Source organism: Microcoleus vaginatus FACHB-2002, assembly GCF_040004035.1.
Taxonomy (GTDB): Bacteria; Cyanobacteriota; Cyanobacteriia; order Cyanobacteriales; family Microcoleaceae; genus Microcoleus; species Microcoleus vaginatus_C.
Window position 1 is genome coordinate 93709 of record NZ_JAMPLN010000019.1, and the last position, 17548, is coordinate 111256.

The 17548-nt window shown below is 46.2% G+C and carries 15 protein-coding genes; 10 read left to right on the forward strand and 5 right to left on the reverse strand.

All coding sequences use genetic code 11. The features are described from left to right. Positions 1-59 precede the first annotated feature (59 nt). A complete protein-coding gene (locus tag NDI35_RS17360) occupies positions 60-581 on the reverse strand; it encodes a DUF4242 domain-containing protein (protein WP_445313827.1) in 522 nt (173 codons plus the stop codon). Between the two features lie 570 nt (positions 582-1151). On the opposite strand from NDI35_RS17360, the gene NDI35_RS17365 reads away from it, so the two are divergent. Next, positions 1152-1769 carry a hypothetical protein gene (locus NDI35_RS17365; RefSeq protein ID WP_445313828.1) on the forward strand — a complete coding sequence of 206 codons (618 nt, stop codon included), beginning with the start codon at positions 1152-1154 and terminating at the stop codon, positions 1767-1769. Positions 1770-1811: 42 nt separating this feature from the next. On the opposite strand, the gene NDI35_RS17370 is transcribed toward NDI35_RS17365, so the two are convergent. Next, positions 1812-4946 carry an ATP-binding protein gene (locus NDI35_RS17370; protein ID WP_445313829.1) on the reverse strand — a complete coding sequence of 1045 codons (3135 nt, stop codon included), beginning with the start codon at positions 4944-4946 and terminating at the stop codon, positions 1812-1814. A 401-nt stretch (positions 4947-5347) separates the two neighbouring features. On the opposite strand from NDI35_RS17370, the gene NDI35_RS17375 reads away from it, so the two are divergent. From NDI35_RS17375 to NDI35_RS17405, 7 genes are all read left to right on the forward strand, one after another. Next, a complete protein-coding gene (locus tag NDI35_RS17375; protein WP_445313830.1) occupies positions 5348-6193 on the forward strand; it encodes an SMP-30/gluconolactonase/LRE family protein in 846 nt (281 codons plus the stop codon). 122 nt (positions 6194-6315) lie between these two features. Next, positions 6316-8040, forward strand: coding sequence for a hypothetical protein (locus tag NDI35_RS17380; RefSeq protein ID WP_445313831.1), 1725 nt, complete (start codon positions 6316-6318; stop codon positions 8038-8040). A gap of 326 nt (positions 8041-8366) precedes the next feature. Then, positions 8367-9830 carry a DUF1565 domain-containing protein gene (locus NDI35_RS17385; RefSeq protein ID WP_445313832.1) on the forward strand — a complete coding sequence of 488 codons (1464 nt, stop codon included), beginning with the start codon at positions 8367-8369 and terminating at the stop codon, positions 9828-9830. 338 nt (positions 9831-10168) lie between these two features. Beyond that, positions 10169-10504 (forward strand): photosystem II reaction center protein Psb28, encoded by a 336-nt coding sequence (gene psb28, locus NDI35_RS17390; protein WP_333070859.1) that lies wholly within the window; start codon positions 10169-10171, stop codon positions 10502-10504. A gap of 83 nt (positions 10505-10587) precedes the next feature. Then, positions 10588-11094, forward strand: a complete 507-nt coding sequence (locus tag NDI35_RS17395) for a MogA/MoaB family molybdenum cofactor biosynthesis protein (protein WP_006632696.1) — start codon at positions 10588-10590, stop codon at positions 11092-11094. Positions 11095-11376: 282 nt separating this feature from the next. Beyond that, positions 11377-12246 carry a methylated-DNA--[protein]-cysteine S-methyltransferase gene (locus tag NDI35_RS17400; protein ID WP_445313833.1) on the forward strand — a complete coding sequence of 290 codons (870 nt, stop codon included), beginning with the start codon at positions 11377-11379 and terminating at the stop codon, positions 12244-12246. 123 nt (positions 12247-12369) lie between these two features. Next, entirely contained in the window at positions 12370-13722 is a 1353-nt protein-coding gene (locus NDI35_RS17405) for a cytochrome P450 (protein WP_445313834.1), read from the forward strand. 32 nt (positions 13723-13754) lie between these two features. Here the strand turns inward: NDI35_RS17405 and NDI35_RS17410 are convergent, their stop codons facing one another. After that, positions 13755-14078, reverse strand: a complete 324-nt coding sequence (locus NDI35_RS17410) for a hypothetical protein (RefSeq protein WP_445313835.1) — start codon at positions 14076-14078, stop codon at positions 13755-13757. A 337-nt stretch (positions 14079-14415) separates the two neighbouring features. Here NDI35_RS17410 and NDI35_RS17415 point away from each other — a divergent pair, with 337 nt between their 5' ends. After that, entirely contained in the window at positions 14416-14694 is a 279-nt protein-coding gene (locus tag NDI35_RS17415) for a type II toxin-antitoxin system RelE/ParE family toxin (protein WP_445313836.1), read from the forward strand. 49 nt (positions 14695-14743) lie between these two features. After that, positions 14744-15055, forward strand: a complete 312-nt coding sequence (locus NDI35_RS17420) for a HigA family addiction module antitoxin (RefSeq protein WP_190743612.1) — start codon at positions 14744-14746, stop codon at positions 15053-15055. 182 nt (positions 15056-15237) lie between these two features. On the opposite strand, the gene NDI35_RS17425 is transcribed toward NDI35_RS17420, so the two are convergent. Then, positions 15238-16068, reverse strand: a complete 831-nt coding sequence (locus NDI35_RS17425) for an abortive infection family protein (RefSeq protein ID WP_445313837.1) — start codon at positions 16066-16068, stop codon at positions 15238-15240. 214 nt (positions 16069-16282) lie between these two features. Then, positions 16283-17230, reverse strand: coding sequence for a class I SAM-dependent methyltransferase (locus NDI35_RS17430; RefSeq protein WP_445313838.1), 948 nt, complete (start codon positions 17228-17230; stop codon positions 16283-16285). Positions 17231-17548: the final 318 nt, after the last annotated feature.

Below are 17548 nucleotides of genomic sequence, written 5' to 3' on the forward strand. Positions count from 1 at the left end.
CGTTCCGAAAGCGTTCTCGAAGCGTTCCCAAAGCCTCCAAGCGCGATCTCCGCACGAATTCAAGGTCTCAGAACTTCCGCAGACCAAACGCAATCGAAGGGAATTCCAGCTTTACGGTGGGCTTCTCGAATCACTTCCGCATCGGGCGCGTTCAGTTCCCACAGCACACGAGTTTTATCCTGCGACGCATAGGAACGCACCCATTCAATACCTCGTTCCTGATAGCACTGTAAAATTAATCGCTGGGCTTCCTTCCACTCTTCATCGGTAAAGCCATTCGGATAGCTTCCCTCCAACAGCTTGAGGATTGGTTCGTTCCATACAGATGGCACACCTTCAGGTTCAATAACTTGGGCTGTCCAAACCTTGGTAAACCCAACATCAGCTTGGCGATAAGCTTGTCGGACAGACTCTGCATCTGGTGCCTCAAAAGTGCAAATCATGCGATGGCGATCGGCTGATAGTAAAGAGTAGCGCCACGTGCCATTTCTTGCCTCAAGACAATCCAAAACTCGCGTATCAGCTAACATTTCTGCGGTTATGGGTCGATCGGCAACGGTTTCAACTTTGATAAGAGCCATAATTCAATAGTTGAGAGTTGATAGTTGATCTGTCGGTTGGGTTCAACGAAGTGAAACGCAACAATCTCTATCCTACAACCCCTTATTTATCTTGGTTCTGGGGCGCTTGTCGCCCCCTGAACTACTTCGCCTTTTTCTATAGCGCCCAGAGCTTTCAGCGTGACTATCTGTGCTACGGTTAAACCTGTCATTCCAGTGATATTCATGCAGACCCATTTGGTCGATGATTCCCGCGACTAGACCGCAGGCGTCTAGATATTGTACTCTAATGGTAGATGCTATAGATTTCATCCTATAAAAATACCATTCCTTTCTTCCTCAACTTGCGGAATCTAGGTTGTAATCCAGGCAGGTAGTAAATCTTGATTTCACGTTTTATTTGAATCGGACATGAGTAAATTAACTGAAGGAACGCAAAATTTCTGGTCACAAATCAGGAGTTACCTACTTTCATCAGGCTTGACAATTGTCATAGCTTTTTTGGCGCTTGGATGGCAGATGGGAAGCACAATTACTTTTTTTCTAGTCCTTTGCTTTCTGTGGTTTTTGTCTGATACCAAAGAAAAAATTTTGAGAAATTTACCAGATCGATTCGATTATACACCAGCAATTTTGCAAGACTATCCTTTGCTAAGTTTTACTTGGTTGGATCGACAAACTCAAGAATTAGAAAGTTTAGGGTTTGTTCAATTAATTGATTATACAACCGGTGCTAACCCCGCATTTGCCAGGTGTTTTGCTCACCCAAAACATTATTGCTACGCTGAAGTGTGTCAAGTTTTCAAGGCAAATGGCGAATCATTTTCTAGACAAGCGGTTATTTTCAGTGCTTTCGAGCAAAGATGGGAGTTAGCGAATATTAACCGAGAAGTCAATATTACAGATAGTATTGCTTATGGTTTCTGGCGAAATGGCAAAAAAATCCGAATTTACCATCCTATCTCTAGCTTAGATAACCTGTTGCAAAATCATTTAAACTGGAGACAGCGAATGCAGACAGATCTAGGGATAGCTTTACTGAGAGATATTTCCTGGGAAAATTATGTAAGACTCGAAGAAGAGGCTGTTGCTTATCGCAAACAAGCATTGAAAAAGAAAATTTTGCTGTTGGCGATGATAGAAGTGAGGAAATTTGAATTGAACCCCAAGTCAGAATGGTTAGGAGATTATGCTAAGCTTGTAGCTTAGATAAGAAAATGATTGAAAGAAGCAGAAACTCTTTAAGATAATTTAATGGTTTTGTTCGAGAATTTTCTGCATTAGCACGATCGCCCGCTCGACCTCGGTGCAAGCGCGGAAACTCAGCGCAGGACGATCGATGCGATCTCGCAGCGATTCAAACCGCGCAGTCGCCCCTTCTCGATCGCCCAAAGCTAAAGCACCCTGAATCAAAATCGCCCAAGCCAGAGCAATCTCGCTGGGATGCTCGACCGTCTGAGCGGCTTCTAAAGCAACTTCAGCGCGGGCTGTTGCCAAAAGAGGTCGATCGCACTCTAAATCCACTTGAGCCGCCCCAATCAGCACATAAGACAGCATCCGTTTGGCATCCACCTGTTGCAAAGTCGCGATCGCCCGCTCCAAAGCAGCATCCGCACCAATTTGCTGAAGCTGATAGTTTGCTAAAGCTAAAAGCGCATTGGCCACCGCACCTTCACTGCCTTCGCCTTGGATTTTCGCGGAGACGATCGCCATTTCCTGACAATAAGGCAAGGCCGCAGCCGGATCGCCCGCTTCCAGTTCCGTCATCGCCAAATAGCTGAGGTTATAAAACTCGCACCAGCGATCCTGCTGGGCCTGGGCCAATTGCCACGCCTGTTGCAACAGAGTTCGCGCTTGGGCATAGTTCCCGTGATGGCGCCCTACAGCCCCCAACCCTTGGGCAATTCCGATGTTTTTAGCGCCAACTCTCCCCGCCAGGGACTGCGCCTCCAGCAACAATGCTTCTGCCCGCGTCATTTCCCGTCCAATTTCCGCCAAGCAAGACCCGCTATATACCAGCAATCGCACGGCAGTAGCTGGACTGGATGCGCGACTTACCTCTGCTGCCCGCAGCGAGTGTTGGTGAACGTTAGCGAAGTTGCTGCGATCGAAATGCAGGATCACCAATGCCTCAAGTCCCGTGGCTTCTGCTTCTTCTAAACCTAGATCATTGGCTTCATCGATTAAGCGGTGCACCTCGCTGTCGAGTTGACAAACTCGATCGCCCGTAACGCCTGCGATCGCGCTAACCCGCAACAATTTTAAATGCAATTGAATGCGAGTGCGATCGTCAAGTCCTTGACACTGCTCGATCCCAAGCTGAGCCAATTCTGATGCTTCCGCGTAGGCAAACAATTTCAAGCAGCGTTCGGCGGCTGACAAGGCGCTAGACGCGGCCAATCCGCGATCGCCCCCGATGGCCGCGTGACGGGCAATATCGCCAGCCAAGGCGTTGTCTGGTGTGGAGAGTTGATTCAATTTATGGGCAATTTGCAAATGGATCAAATGGCGGCGCGGTTGTGACAACTGCCGGTAGACAGCCTGACGCACAATATCGTGAGCAAAGTCATAGCCGATTTCGTCACCGACAGAGGCGCTGGGACGGATAATGGTTTGTTGTTCGAGCTGTTCGATCGCCGCGAGCAATTTGGGCAGCGGATAGTCTGCCACATGAGCCACCGCTGTCGGTTTGAAGCTGCGCCCCAATGCAGCGGCCCAAGGCAAAAATTCGCGAGCCGTGTCATCCAATTGGTGGAGGCGATCGCGGATCAAAGCCTCTAAATTATCAGCATGAGTAGACCGATCCTGGGACAATGCGCGGGCAACTTCCAGCGCAAACAGGGGATTCCCCCCACTATCGATAAATACGCGCTCGACCGCTTCTGGAGAGAGTTCTAACGGATTAACCGCTGGCTGTTTGCGAATCAATTCAGCCGTTTGTTGTCGATCCAAAGGATGCAATTCCAGCGTTAGCAGCCGTCGCTCTCGTCTGAGTGCCTGCACCACCCGCGAGATGCCCGCATTCTCCTCTAGTTCCCTGGAACGCCCGGTGCAGGCGAATAAAATCGGCTTATGACTCAGCAAGCGGATGGCGTAGTGTAGCAAGGCCGATGAGGCTTCATCGATCCACTGAATGTCATCCAGAATGACGATTAATGCAGCCTCACTGGCAGATTGAGCCAGCAATTGTACCACCGCATCAAACAAATGACTGCGATCGGGCGGAGCTTTCCCAGGTTGAGCGAGCTCTGGGAGCAAGAAACCTAGCTCCGGCGGAATGTTGAGGGCGGGGGGAATAACGATCGATCGCAAGGCATCAATCCAGATGCCGTAGGGTCGCACCATCTCGGCCGCAAATCCTCGTCCCCACAGCACTTGCACCGCCTCTGCCGCCGATCGCAGCTCCTCCAGCAAGCGAGTTTTGCCGATTCCGGGTTCGCCCGCGAGCAAGAGCACTGGCGATGCCTCAGCGCTGGCGATCGCGCCGCAGTTCGCAAGCAGTATCGGCTTTGCCCACTGTTGAATCGATGCCCATTCGCGATCGCGTCCCACTAGAGGCGACAAAGCCACAGGCGAGGGAAACAAATTCGTTTGGGGCGGCCCGGCGGAGTGAGAGGATGGTTGAATGTCGGGCGCTGCGTCTTCCAGCAACAGTTGCTCGTAGAGCTTGCGAGTGCTCGCACTAGGGTCAACTCCTAGTTCCTCGCGCAGCAAAGTCATGCAGCGGTGGTAGACTTGCAGTGCATTGGCGCGATCGCCGTTCAAATGGTGCGATCGCATCAAAGCTGCGTAGCTGGTTTCGTGCAACGGATCGATCTCCAGTAAGCGCTGTGCAGAGCGGATTGCAGCCCGATAATCACCCTGAGCTTCCGACAGGCGAGTCAGAGATTCGAGCGCATGAAGCAATTTCTGTCGCAGGTGTTCGCGCTCTGGAAAAATCCACTCATCCTCACAACTCGGCAGCAAATCACCGCCGTAAAGCGCGATCGCTTGCTCCCAGGCTGTTCTGGCACCGTTAACATCTGCGGCTCGTTCCGCTGCTTCTGCTGCGGCGAATGCCCGTTCAAACTCAGCCACATCCAGCACGAAAGAGGCATGGGGATTCCATTGCAGGGTTTTGGCATCCGCCAGCAGGTAGCGATCGGCATCGGGGAGTCCCTGACGCAAATGATGCAATTCCCGGCGCAAGTTGGTGCGAGCTTGGGCCTCGGTTGAATCGGCCCAGAATTGAAAGGCAAGCCGCTGACGGGTTTGCGGGATATCGCGGTGCAGTACCAGGTAAGCCAACAAAGCTTGCGGGCGCTCTGTGGTGACACCGACAACGGGCTTGTCTGCACAGGAAAGGCAGAATCCGCCTAGTAGTTTGATATCTAAGGTAGCAAGCATATAGCTAGATATTATTTGTGATTTTAATCCATGCTCCGGCGTGTTAACTTCAGGAATGTCAGCAGGTGGCGATCGCAAATTTAAAGGACATTGCTATACTATGTTATCCGCGCGGCGGTCTGTTGGAAGCCACAATTTTGTATTCTTAATATAAATGTAATATAGGTGCGGTATGATCGCTTTTACTACGACTCTCACTCAATGCAATTAACAAGGCAAACATGATCGCCAAAATTGCTACCCTCAGCCTCTTGTTTATAGTTTTGACTCTAGCATTCAGCAACACGCTTTTCAAAAATCATCTGTTAAAACCTTTCAAGGACACCAATTTGTCCAACCAGTTAACATCTGATTTGACCAAATTGACCTCCCAAACGGAAAGCCAGGACAAAAAAAATACCATGCAACGTATTCTCGATGACAGCGCAAAATTAGAAAAACTAGCTGGGGATTTCCAATTTATAGAAGGCCCGATTTGGCATCCAGACGGCTTTTTGCTGTTTAGCGATATTCCCGCCAATATTATCTATAAATTCGGCTCAAATCAGCAAGTTGAGGTATTTCGCCGCCCTTCGGGAAAAGCCAACGGGAATACTTTAGACAAAGAAAACCGCTTACTTACTGCCGAACACGAAAATCGCCGCCTATCCCGCACTGAAAAAGACGGCAAAGTTATCACATTGGCGGATAGATACGAGGGAAAAAAGCTCAACAGTCCGAACGATTTGGTTGTTAAATCCGACGGCAGCATTTATTTTACAGATCCGTCCTACGGTGTTAGTAAAGACCAGGAAGAATTGGGTTTTTACGGTGTTTACAGGCTGGCATCAGACGGGAAATTAACTCTGCTGGTTAAGGATTTGGTGCTGCCGAATGGCATCGCTTTTTCACCAGACGAGCAAAAACTTTATGTCAACAATTCGGAAGCGGGATACATTGCGGTTTTTGATGTAAAACCGGACGGAACTGTTACCAACCAGCAGCTTTTTGCGGAGTTAAAAGACGCTAGTCAAGGGGGGGTTCCCGACGGTTTAAAAGTTGATGTAGAGGGGAATGTTTACAGCACCGGGCCGGGGGGAGTGTGGATTTTCTCGCCGGATGGCAAGCTTTTGGGGAAGATTTCTGTACCTGAGACTGCGACTAATTTGGCTTGGGGAGAAAGCGATCGCAAAACGCTTTATATTACTGCAAGTAAAAGTCTTTATCGGATTCGGCTTAAAATTCCGGGCGTGCGGGCTGGAAAATAATCTAAAATCGGGGGAAGTTGAAAGTAAAGTGACATTTGCAGGCGAATCTCATATAAAGTATTTGTTTGTAGTAGTTCTTCAGCGCTGCTGCGAACTTTTATTGAAGACATTTTTTGACTGCGATGTTCATAGCCCGCTTGCATAAATTTCTGACTGCGACTGTGGATGAAAAATCCCGATCGCACACAATATTTTGGTTAACTCTGAGCTTGACATTTGCCGCAGTTTATGCTATTTTAGGACTCAAGCAAGTCTTCAGCGCCGAGTATATGGTGCAAGACGATGCGAGGCAGCACGTTTTCTGGATGATGCGGTTTGTCGATCCTGAATTATTCCCCAACGATTTCATTGCTAATTACTTTCAATCAGTCGCCCCTGCAGGATACAGCACGCTCTACAAATTAGCCGCAACAGTTGGCATTCATCCGCTATTTCTTCACAAAATATTGCCGCTATTTCTCGGCTTAATCTCCACTTATTACTGTTTTGGCCTGTGCCTAGAAATGCTGCCAGTGCCGATGACTGGATTTATTGCATCTTTGCTGCTAAATCAGCATATGTGGATGACCGACGATTTGGCTTCCACAACGCCAAGAGCTTTTATCTATCCGATATTTCTGGGTTTTTTATATTATTTGTCGCGCACTTCCTTGCTGCCTTGTTTGGGGGCGATCGCGCTGATCGGACTATTCTATCCTCCTTACGCCTTGGTTGCTGCCGGAATTTTAGTTTTGCGCCTGCTATGCTGGAAAAACGGCGGTTTGCGCTTGTCGGGCGATCGAACTAATTACCTATTTTGCACTACAGGTTTGGGAGTAATCTTTTTAGTAATGCTGCCCTATGCCTTAGATAACTCTGAATTTGGCCCAACTTATACCGCAGCAGAAGCGAAGCAAATGGCCGAATTTGTTCCCAGCGGCAGAAATGCTTTTTTTCGTCCAAATCCTAAAGATTATTGGTTGACAGGGCGGGGCAGCGGGATGTTTCCCAAGTCGCTGTTTACGCCTGTAACTCACTGTGTCGGGCTGTTATTTCCGCTGCTGCTGTTTTTGCGATCGGCTTTTCCCTTAGCAAATCAGATTCAAAGCAAAATGTGGCTTTTGCTTCAGCTATTTTTAGCATCCTCGGCGATGTTTTTAGCGGCTCACGCTACCATTTTTAAGTTGTATCAACCAGGTCGCTATACTGCCTACAGCTTGCGATTTATTGTTGTGTTGATAACTGCGATCGCCCTAACTTTAATTATCGATGGAGTCTGTCTTTGGGCATCAACAACAGCAACAAGATTTGATGTAAAAAACCTAGTTGCACTAATTACGACAGCGATTATCGCTATCGCCGTTGTCCTTTATCCCTGCTTGACCGAAAAATTTCCCACCGTCGGGTATGTAGAAGGTAAAATATCGGGTTTGTACAAATTTTTTCAGCAACAACCTAAAGATATCTTGATTGCTTCAATAGCGGGAGAGACTGACCACTTGCCAACATTTAGTCAGCGTTCTGTTCTGGTGGCCAAGGAATATGCAGTGCCTTATCAGAAAGGCTATTACAGCAAATATCAACAGCGACTTAACAATTTAATTCGCGCTCAATACACTCCCGATCGAGCTGTATTGCAAAATTTTATTAATCAATATGGAGTAGATTTTTGGATGCTCGATCGCAATGCTTTCACTCTTCAGTATGTCAAGGATGATCGCTGGCTAAATCAATTTGATTCTACACCGGAGGCGAGGCTTTCTCTAGAACAAGGGAAAATTCCAGCCTTAGCTTCAGCAATGACAAGTTGTGCGGTTTTTCAGAATGAAATTCTAGTGGTTTTGGAGGCGTCTTGTATTGTGAAATAGGCTGGGAGTTAAGGCGAGGCAGAGCCTTGGGATATGCGTTCCCATGAAGATCCGGGTAACTAGGAAGAAACCGGGTTTCTTAACTAAAAATTTTGGTTTTTAGGTTTAACCGGAGGCAAAAAACTCGGTTTCAGACGCTAAAATTAGTAATTTAGTGATTTGTAGGGACAATCCCCCTGCGGTTGCCACTCCTGAGAGGTAATGTTGCAGATATCGTGCAATTAAATAATCTCCGCAATCAAAGGTGAATATAGATCCGGGGTCAAGTTCGCAGACAATGAAAATTGCACAAAAGCTCGATCGCCAATTATCTCTTGGGCAAAAACATGACAACACTTTACGTCAACCCGCAAACAGGCAGCGATTCCGCAGTCGGTAGCCAATCGGCTCCATTCAAAACTATAGCCCGCGCGATCATCGGTCGCGCTGCATCGGGAACTACGATTCAGCTAGCAGCGGGAACTTACAGCGCTGCTAGTGGCGAAAAATTCCCCTTGGAAATTCCCTCTGGAGTAAAAGTTATTGGTAATGAAACTAACAAAGGTAGAGGGATTCTGATTCAAGGCAGCGGCAAATTTGTCAGTCCCACCGCCGCAGGCCAAAATATCACCATACTACTAGCAAGTAATTCCCAATTGCGCGGAGTAACTGTTACTAATCTCGATAGTCGCGGTACGGGAGTCTGGATTGAGTCAACTTCTCCGACTGTGGCTAACTGCACTTTCACTCAATGCAAGCGCGAAGGCATTTTTGCCACGGGCAGCGCTAATCCTGCGATTCTCGACAACATATTTGTGGCAAACTCTGCGGCTGGGGTGATTATGGCGGGAACTGCTAAGGGAGTAATACGGCGCAATATTTTTCAAAAGACAGGTTTCGGCATTTCTCTGCAAGCTCAGTCGGCTCCTTTGATTGCTGATAACCAAATTTTGGAAAATCGCTCCGGTATCGTTTTAGCGGGGGAATCTCAGCCAATTTTACGCAATAATCGCATTGAAAAAAATACCGAAGACGGTTTGACTGCGGTGGAGAAGTCCTTGCCAGATATGGGTAATGCTCAAGATTTGGGGGGCAATATCTTTCAGAATAACGGCGAATTCGACTTGCAAAATGCGACTGGAGTTAAGATTTTTGCGGTGGGAAATCAACTCAATTCTTCGCGGGTGAAAGGTTTATTTGATTGGGGCAATGTGACGCCAACTCCGACTCCAGGCGGGCTAAAGTTCAGCGACATCAGCACGCATTGGGCCAAGGATTTTATCGAGCGCTTGGCAAAGATGAATATTGTTAGCGGGTTTCCCAACGGCACTTTTCAACCTTACGAGATTGTAACTAGAGCTCAGTATGCGGCTATGTTGGCGAAGGCGTTTGAATTGGTGCCGCGCCGTGAGGCGACGGTTTTTAAAGATGTGGCGCCGGATTTTTGGGCCAAGGGAGCGATCGACCAAGCTAATCGAGCTGGGTTTTTGGCTGGATATCCAGACAGCACGTTTCGCCCGGAGCAGAATTTGACTAGGGTTCAGGCGATCGTATCTTTGGTAAACGGCTTGCAGTTGGCGGGGGGCAACCCCAATTCTTTGAGCGTTTATGTCGATCGAGCTCAGATTCCCAGTTTTGCCACCGACGAGATAGCAACCGCCACAGAGCGCAAAATCGTGGTCAACTATCCCGTGCGCGAAAAGCTTTCCCCCGCCCACGACATCACCCGTGGCGAGATATCCGCCCTCATCTACCAAACTCTGGTAGCCACAAAGCGAACCGAGCCCATTAACTCTCCCTACATCGTCTAAGGGAATTAGGAGACAAGGCAGAGGATAACTTGGGGTACAAAGAACTCACCTCTTGCACCATTCTTAAGAACAGGCTTTCGGGCCTGTTCCACAAAGAGTAGATTTTCTTGTGGGGTGGGCCGAAGAGCCCGCCCTGAAAGGATTATTGAGAATGGTGCAATATCTCAGAATAACCAACCCATATCCCCTCGCCCTTGTCACCGATTGCCTCGTTCTCACCCACTCTCACCCACTCTCACCCACTCACACTCTCCCAAGTCTTGATTTGCGAGTACCCGAATCGTTTTATGATTAAACATTAAGAAATTAAGCAATCCTTAAGGTTCGACTGTCAGATTATGGCTAAAATTCAATTCTCTCGGGGTATAGACGAAGATGTTGTGCCCGAAGTGCGCCTAACCCGTTCTAAAAGCGGAGAGCAAGGCACTGCCACGTTTCTCTTTGAAAATCCCAAAGCTCTCAGCAGCACCAGTACCGAAGACATTACTGGAATGTACCTGATCGACGACGAAGGCGAACTCCTCACTCGCGAGGTTAAGGCTAAGTTCATCAACGGTCAGCCTGCGGGTTTGGAAGCTCTTTATATAATGAAAAGTTCCGCCGAATGGGATCGATTTATGCGTTTCATGGAACGCTACTCGGAAGCTAACGGTTTAGGATTTAGCAAGGCATAATGGGTAGTTGGTAATTGGTAATTGGTAATTGGTAATTAGCCGATCGCCGGTTGCCGGTTGCCGATTGCTTAGAAGAAGAAACTATGACGCAAATTCCTCACCCCGACTTATCTAAAATAACCGTAAACTGCGCTATCATTACTGTTAGCGACACGCGCTCCGCTGAAACCGACAATAGTGGCTTGTTAACTAAGAAGCTGCTAAAAGATGCGGGTCACTCGGTGGTAGCTTACACTGTTGTTAAAGATGATGCGGCCAAAATTGTATTGCAAATGCAGGCTTTTTCCCAGCGTGAAGATGTGGATGCAATCATTTTTAACGGCGGCACGGGCATCGCTCCGCGAGATACGACTTATGATGTGATGGAGAGTTTGCTAGACAGGATTTTACCAGGATTTGGTGAGATATTTCGGTTTTTGAGCTATCAAGAAATTGGTTCGAGGGCGATCGCCTCTCGCGCAGTTGCAGGCGTGTATCAAGGCAAATTAGTCTTTTCTCTTCCGGGATCTAGCAATGGTGTGAAACTAGCTGTGGAAAAGCTAATTTTACCTGAATTAGTTCACTTGGTGACGCAGTTGCGCGGTGGGTGAGGGCGAAAGTTCGGTTAATTGATTGACAATGAAGCAATTTGGTTACAAGCCCCCCGATTCATCTGCGGATCGATAAAAAAGCTCGCTCATCCTCATCGCCAGCCCCCGGGTCGATCGGTGAGGTAGCTTTCTTCAATCTCTTCAATCTCTTCAATCTCTTCAATCTCTTCAATCTAAAATCTACTGACTGGATTCACCGCAAGAAACGGGTGGCTTTGAGCCTAGTCTATGGCTAAAGTGAGGAAACATCAAAATTCCCTTGACTTACACTAGATGATTTCGATGCAGAATGCGAGTGTCTATGCTAGCGAAGATTATCACCGGATTGCTCGGGCGATCGCCTTTATGCGACAACACCACCTAAACCAGCCCAATCTGGCAACTGTGGCCCAACACATAGGACTGAGTGAATATCATTTTCAACGGCTATTTACTCAATGGGCCGGCATTAGCCCCAAGCGGTTTTTGCAATATCTGACAGTTGAATATGCCAAGTCAAAAATCACTCAGACTAAAAGCCTTCTAGACCTAACATTGGACGTGAGGCTATCGAGTCCCGGACGATTACACGATTTATTTGTCACCTTGGAAGCAATGTCACCAGGGGAGTTCAAAGCAGGCGGAGCAGGTTTGCAAATTCGCTATGGCATTCATGATACCCCCTTTGGCCAATCTCTAATCGCGACAACTGCCCGTGGTATTTGTAATCTTTATTTCTTGGAGACAACAGACGAACAAACCGTTGCACAAAGACTGCGATTGGAATGGAAAAACGCTGAAATCATTCGTGATGAGCAAGCCACTCAATCATTGCGTGACCTGATTTTCAATTCAGAAACTTTCAGCGAGCAAAAACCACTAACGCTCTTGGTAAAAGGCACTAACTTTCAGATTCAAGTTTGGCGAGCACTTTTGCAATTGCCCTTTGGTGCGATCGCCACTTATCAGAGTATAGCTCAAATGGTAGCTCGCCCAACTGCTGCTAGAGCTGTAGGAAATGCGATCGGTAACAATCCGATTGGCTATCTAATTCCATGTCACCGAGTCATTCGAGAATCTGGAGAACTCGGTGGCTATTGCTGGGGACTAGAGCGTAAAACAGTCATGTTAGGTTGGGAAGCTAGCCGTACAATCTGCGATCGATCCCGATAGCATTACTATTTTTGCTACTTGCCTTCGCAATCGATCGCAGATAAATTTAAGGCGGCAAGGTCGATCGAGGACTTCGGAGTATGTCAAAATACACTAGAAATATTGTGTATCGCCAGTTTTTCAATGACGCTGCCTACCGGATCTCGTTCTCCTGCTCTGTTCCAAACGCTTTCGCTGGTAGCTGACCCGATCGCATTTTTCGATCGCTACTCTGCCAAATACGGCGATACATTTACCGCCCGCGTGTTGGGGCCCTCTTCGCCCCCCGTGGTGTTTCTGGGCAGTCCAGAAGCGATTCAGGCGGTGTTTACGACCTTAGCCGATGCCTTTGAGTTTGGCAAAGTGACCAACGTATTTCGCCCGCTGGTGGGAAATGAATCCCTAATTATGAATGAAGGGCCGCGACATCTGCGACAGCGACAGCTATTAATGCCCGCGCTGCATCGGGAACAGTTGCACAGTCAAGGGCATTTGATTGTTGATTTGACGAAAAAGCAGACGATCGACTGGAAAGCCCCAGATGCGATCGCAGTCCGCGAAGAAATGTCAGAAATTTCGCTGCAAGTAATCTTGCAAGTCGTGTTTGGATTAGTGCCGGGAGAGCGCTACGAACGGCTGAAACAATTGCTCAGCAAGCTTTTAGAGGCGATTACCTCTGAGCTGTACTCGATACAATTTTTCTTTGAGCCCTTGCAGCAAAATTTGGGGCCTTGGAGTCCGTGGGGGCAGTTTTTGCAGCAGATGGCGCAGATTGACTCGCTGATTTATGCGGAAATTGCCGAGAGGCGATCGCATTCTCTCGATTCGTCTCGCACGGATATTCTGTCGGTGTTGATGATGGCCCGCGACGACACCGGCGAATCCATCGGCGATCGAGAATTGCGCGATCAGTTGATGACGCTGTTGTTGTTGGGACATGAAACCACTGGATCGGCGTTGACTTGGGCGTTTTACTGGCTGCATCAGTTTCCCGAATGCCTTGCTCGGTTGCGGCAGGAATTGGATGAATTAGGGGAAAATCCCGATCCGATCGCGCTTTCGCAGTCGCCCTACTTAACAGCAGTCTGCAAAGAAGCGCTGCGGGTTTATCCAATTGCCTTAATTTCGCAGCCGCGCAAGGTGAAACGGACGATCGAACTCGAAGGCTATACATATCAACCGGGAACGATTTTAATCCCCTGTGTCTATTTGGCGCACCGTCGCCCTGAAACCTACGAAAATCCCGCTCAATTCAATCCCGATCGCTTTTTAGAGCGCAAGTTTTCCGCCTCTGAATTTTTACCGTTTGGAGGCGGAAGTCGAAGCTGCATCGGGATGGCGTTATCGATGTTTGAAATGAAGCTGGTTTTAGCAACGGTGCTGTCTTCGCGTGAGTTTGTATCGAATCTCGATCGGCCAATTCGTCCGGCGCGGCGGGGAATCACATTTGTGCCGCCCGATCGGTTTCGATTAACGGTTGTGGGCGATCGGCGTTAGATTCAGTGAAACGCCGTGTCAAGAAAGATATGTTATTCGATGAAAATCCCAGCAACTTTGTCTCCATTCATCGTCATGTGTGCCACAAATTCATCTCCACCATCTTCAAAACTCAGCTTCCACAAATAAATCGGACTATTACCTTGTTTTATCTCACCAAAATAAGTAATTGAATATCCCTTTTGCAGGCGTGAAGCGAGCTGCTCGCTAACATCGTCAAACATTTGTTGTGTAATGCTCGCTTTGTAGCCTGCATCGCCCACTGTGGTAAAAAGCTCGTAATTTTTCGATGCAGTCGCATCCAAAATAACGTGCAAACAATTGATGACGTTTTCAGAGGGGGCTGTCGAGTTCATGATGATGTCCTTCTTTTAGGATTTTATTAAAATGTTCTAGCTCAGACTGCTATCTAACGATTAATTGTACCCCTATTGCGATCGAATCCAGTTTTGGAGCGTCATTGACCACCAACACCCTCCGCTTAGCTCAGCCGCTACGATCACTTTTTCGTTCTCCCAGATCCAGCCCTGTTAGTAGATGGGAGGGATTTTTGCTTTTGCAATCATTTTAGGCTTGACATCTGTAATCTCATAGGTTACAGTAGTAAAGTAATCTCAAAGGTTACAAAAACTTTTAATTAATATATAAGTGCTATGAACTGGATATTCAGCCTTGATTGAAGGATTATTTCACATGATACAAACTTTTAAAAATAAAGCATTAGAAAGATTATTGAGGGAAGGTAATACAAAAGGAATTCCTAAAGAACTTGAAAAAAGGATAAGAACAAGACTTGAAGTAATAGATACAGCAATAATTATAGATGATATTAGAATACCAGGCTATGATTTACACGAGCTTAAAGGTGATAGACAGGGAACTTGGTCAATAAAAGTATCAGGTAACTGGCGTATAACTTTTACATTTCAGGATAACAACGCATACGATATAGATCTCGAAGATTATCACTAGCCCATAAAACAAAATCTAAAAATTTAACTTCAAGCGTAAGGAGAATTGCATGAAAGACATACAAAACATTATTCAAGGGAGGAAAGTCAGACCAGTACATCCGGGCGAGGTCATTTCAGATGTGCTTGAAGATCTTGAAATGACTCAAACCAGGTTTGCTGAGATACTTGGTGTATCCCGCCGTAGTGTCAACGAAATTGTTTTAGGTCAAAGACCAATTACAGTAGACATGGCAATTCGGATTGGGAAAGCGTTAGGGAATGGCCCTCAACTATGGCTTAATCTTCAGCAAAAGGTTGATATTTGGGATGCAGTGCAAAAACACAGTGAAGAGTACGAAAAAGTATCTACGGTAGCATAGCGCGATATGTTAATCTCAGTAAAAAGAGCATAGGGCGGTTGAAACCGCAACTATACAAACGAAGTCCGCGCAGGCGGACTTCGAGATCGAGGAAGTATTTAACCAGGATGGGGTATCCTGTAAACAGGAACGATATTGCAACACGATTGTTAGGGTGCGGATTGACAAAACAGCAAACCTATTCAGAAGGGAATCTCATCCCACTCTGCTTGAACTTCGTCTTGTTCATCAACTTCTGATTTTTCTTTTTCAATGGCTTCTATAAACTTAATCGCGCTTGAAACATTGTTAAATATCAGAACACTCTCATGATAATTCAAAATAGGATTGTCATGAGCCAGACTTTGGTGGTTTCTAACATGATTAAAATCATCCAGAATTTTAGTCGAATGTTTTAGAATCTTTTCGGTCATTTGTGACTCAATAAAGCGGTTCTGTCTTAGATAGTTTACATATTCTCCAAAAAGGCTATGCAATGGTTTGTTTTTGTCATAACTGATCCCATGTTTATCGCATAGCTTCTTTGTATACTTCACCATATAAGTATGCAGTCTATCTAATGCTACTTCTGGCTCATTATTTTGAATACTTTCCCTTATTGATTTTGCTAATACCGAAAACTCTTTGTCATTAGAATATGGTTGAATTGCATCAATATTTTCAACGATACTATCTTGCTTAAGTCGTTTTGCTATTGTATAGCAATCATCAAACAAGGCTTGCTGGGCTTGGCTTATTTCTATGTGATTTATCAGTTTTTTTGTTTTCCAATATTCCAACAAATCTGCAATTAATTTTCCAACAGTATAGTTAGATTCTTGAGTCCAAAAGGCTCTTAATCGATTAGCTTTAGATCCGCTAGCGTAATCGTACTTGCCGTCATATATGTTAATATTTGTATTTTCAATTATGAATTCCAGGAAAGTTCTGTCTGTAAAATCAAGAACATAACCACCTTCCATCTCAAACATTTTTTCAAGTTTTAGTTTTTCAATGCTCGACAAGTCAGACATTTGCAGTAACCTGTAAATTTATAATTGATTGTAACTACTCAAGACCAATTAGATATGCGATCGCTTTACTGCTTCCTGATGAGCCTCGGAGACTGATACATAGCTTTACTGTAATTCCTCAGCCATAGTATGAAGCAGGCTAACTATTAATTGTACCGCAGTTGCGGTATAATAGACTTAAAAAGTTTATTATACCGCCAACATATTTCAAATATCAAACCGGACTATTTATTACCTTAGCAACAATAGTGCGGTGTCGGACTGTATTGCAAGTGATTGTCGGCTGGGCAAAACCCGAATCAACTAAAGCTTGCTCAATATCCAACCCAAAATACTGATCCAAATAAGGCTCTGTACTCTTGAGCAAAGTCAAAATATAAGGAGGCATTTTGGCATAAACTTCCGACTGAGGATTCATATCCATAATTGTCAAATGTCCGCCAACACGTAGCAAACGCCTCGCTTCCCGGAACACTTCTCTAGTAGCTTTCTGCGGCAATTCGTGACAAACTAAACAAATAGAAACTAAATCAAAAGCAGCCGCAGGCAAACCAGTAGATTCAGCAGCAGCGTGAACCCAAGTCGGAGATTTTTGATTTAAAGATTCAGATTCTCGGTGTTGGGAACGGTATTTAGCAACTGCTAAAAAATAAGGAGACAACTCCACCCCAGTCATCTTCGCTTCCGGGTAAACATCCCCAAGTGCAAAGGTACTCATTCCCACACTGCATCCCAAATCAACAATATCTCGCGGCGAAGAAGCAATTTGAGATTTGATGACTTCGTGATAGCTGGCGCGGAGTTTTGCATCGCCTTCTGCACCCGCTTCCGGCCAAATTCCCGCGTGAACTGTACGGGCGGCAACTTCTACTTCTGTAGCAGCTTCCCAGCTCATATTACCTTGTTCGTAAGCGTGAAATGAAGTTAGATAATATTTTGGGTAAACAAGATCGGGATTTTGGACACTGAGCAATTCTGCATCCCAATTTCGAGCTAAAAGTGCTTGGGCTTCTTGTCGCCAATGCACTCCGATTTTTTCTGCTCTTGTTATCATCATTTCCCGCGCTTGGTGCTTGGCTAGATTAGCCAAAGGTTTGATGGAGAGTACGCCATTTACTAAACGCGAGGCTAATCCCGGAGTTTTGTTAACTGCAACCGTCATATTTTATGTTTTTCTATTTTGCGCCATTTATTTTAACACAGTGCGAGGATTTTGAGTCGGTCAATATAATGAAACTTAACTTGGTGAGGGCAAGTGAAATGCAAATGTTTTGTGGAAAAGACTTTTTTTTAATGAACCGCAGAGGTCGCAGAGAACGCAGAGGAGCGAGAAGAGAGAAAAGAGAACTGTAGGGCAAAACTGGATCGGGTGGTATAATATTTATTTGTGCTTACCTACTTAGTGCTGGGGAATTTACCCGCAATCTGGAATCGGATTTGCCGAAGTTGGAGTATTTGGAAGAACACTTTAAATCTGGCT

Bases quoted from the DNA above. Each gene is read 5' to 3' on its own strand.
- NDI35_RS17360 (WP_445313827.1), bottom strand. From the start codon at position 581: ATGGCTCTTATCAAAGTTGAAACCGTTGCCGATCGACCCATAACCGCA.
- NDI35_RS17370 (WP_445313829.1), bottom strand. From the start codon at position 4,946: ATGCTTGCTACCTTAGATATCAAACTACTAGGCGGATTCTGCCTTTCC.
- NDI35_RS17375 (WP_445313830.1), top strand. From the start codon at position 5,348: ATGCAACGTATTCTCGATGACAGCGCAAAATTAGAAAAACTAGCTGGG.
- NDI35_RS17380 (WP_445313831.1), top strand. From the start codon at position 6,316: ATGTTCATAGCCCGCTTGCATAAATTTCTGACTGCGACTGTGGATGAA.
- NDI35_RS17385 (WP_445313832.1), top strand. From the start codon at position 8,367: ATGACAACACTTTACGTCAACCCGCAAACAGGCAGCGATTCCGCAGTC.
- psb28 (WP_333070859.1), top strand. From the start codon at position 10,169: ATGGCTAAAATTCAATTCTCTCGGGGTATAGACGAAGATGTTGTGCCC.
- NDI35_RS17395 (WP_006632696.1), top strand. From the start codon at position 10,588: ATGACGCAAATTCCTCACCCCGACTTATCTAAAATAACCGTAAACTGC.
- NDI35_RS17400 (WP_445313833.1), top strand. From the start codon at position 11,377: ATGCAGAATGCGAGTGTCTATGCTAGCGAAGATTATCACCGGATTGCT.
- NDI35_RS17405 (WP_445313834.1), top strand. From the start codon at position 12,370: ATGACGCTGCCTACCGGATCTCGTTCTCCTGCTCTGTTCCAAACGCTT.
- NDI35_RS17410 (WP_445313835.1), bottom strand. From the start codon at position 14,078: ATGAACTCGACAGCCCCCTCTGAAAACGTCATCAATTGTTTGCACGTT.
- NDI35_RS17415 (WP_445313836.1), top strand. From the start codon at position 14,416: ATGATACAAACTTTTAAAAATAAAGCATTAGAAAGATTATTGAGGGAA.
- NDI35_RS17420 (WP_190743612.1), top strand. From the start codon at position 14,744: ATGAAAGACATACAAAACATTATTCAAGGGAGGAAAGTCAGACCAGTA.
- NDI35_RS17425 (WP_445313837.1), bottom strand. From the start codon at position 16,068: ATGTCTGACTTGTCGAGCATTGAAAAACTAAAACTTGAAAAAATGTTT.
- NDI35_RS17430 (WP_445313838.1), bottom strand. From the start codon at position 17,230: ATGACGGTTGCAGTTAACAAAACTCCGGGATTAGCCTCGCGTTTAGTA.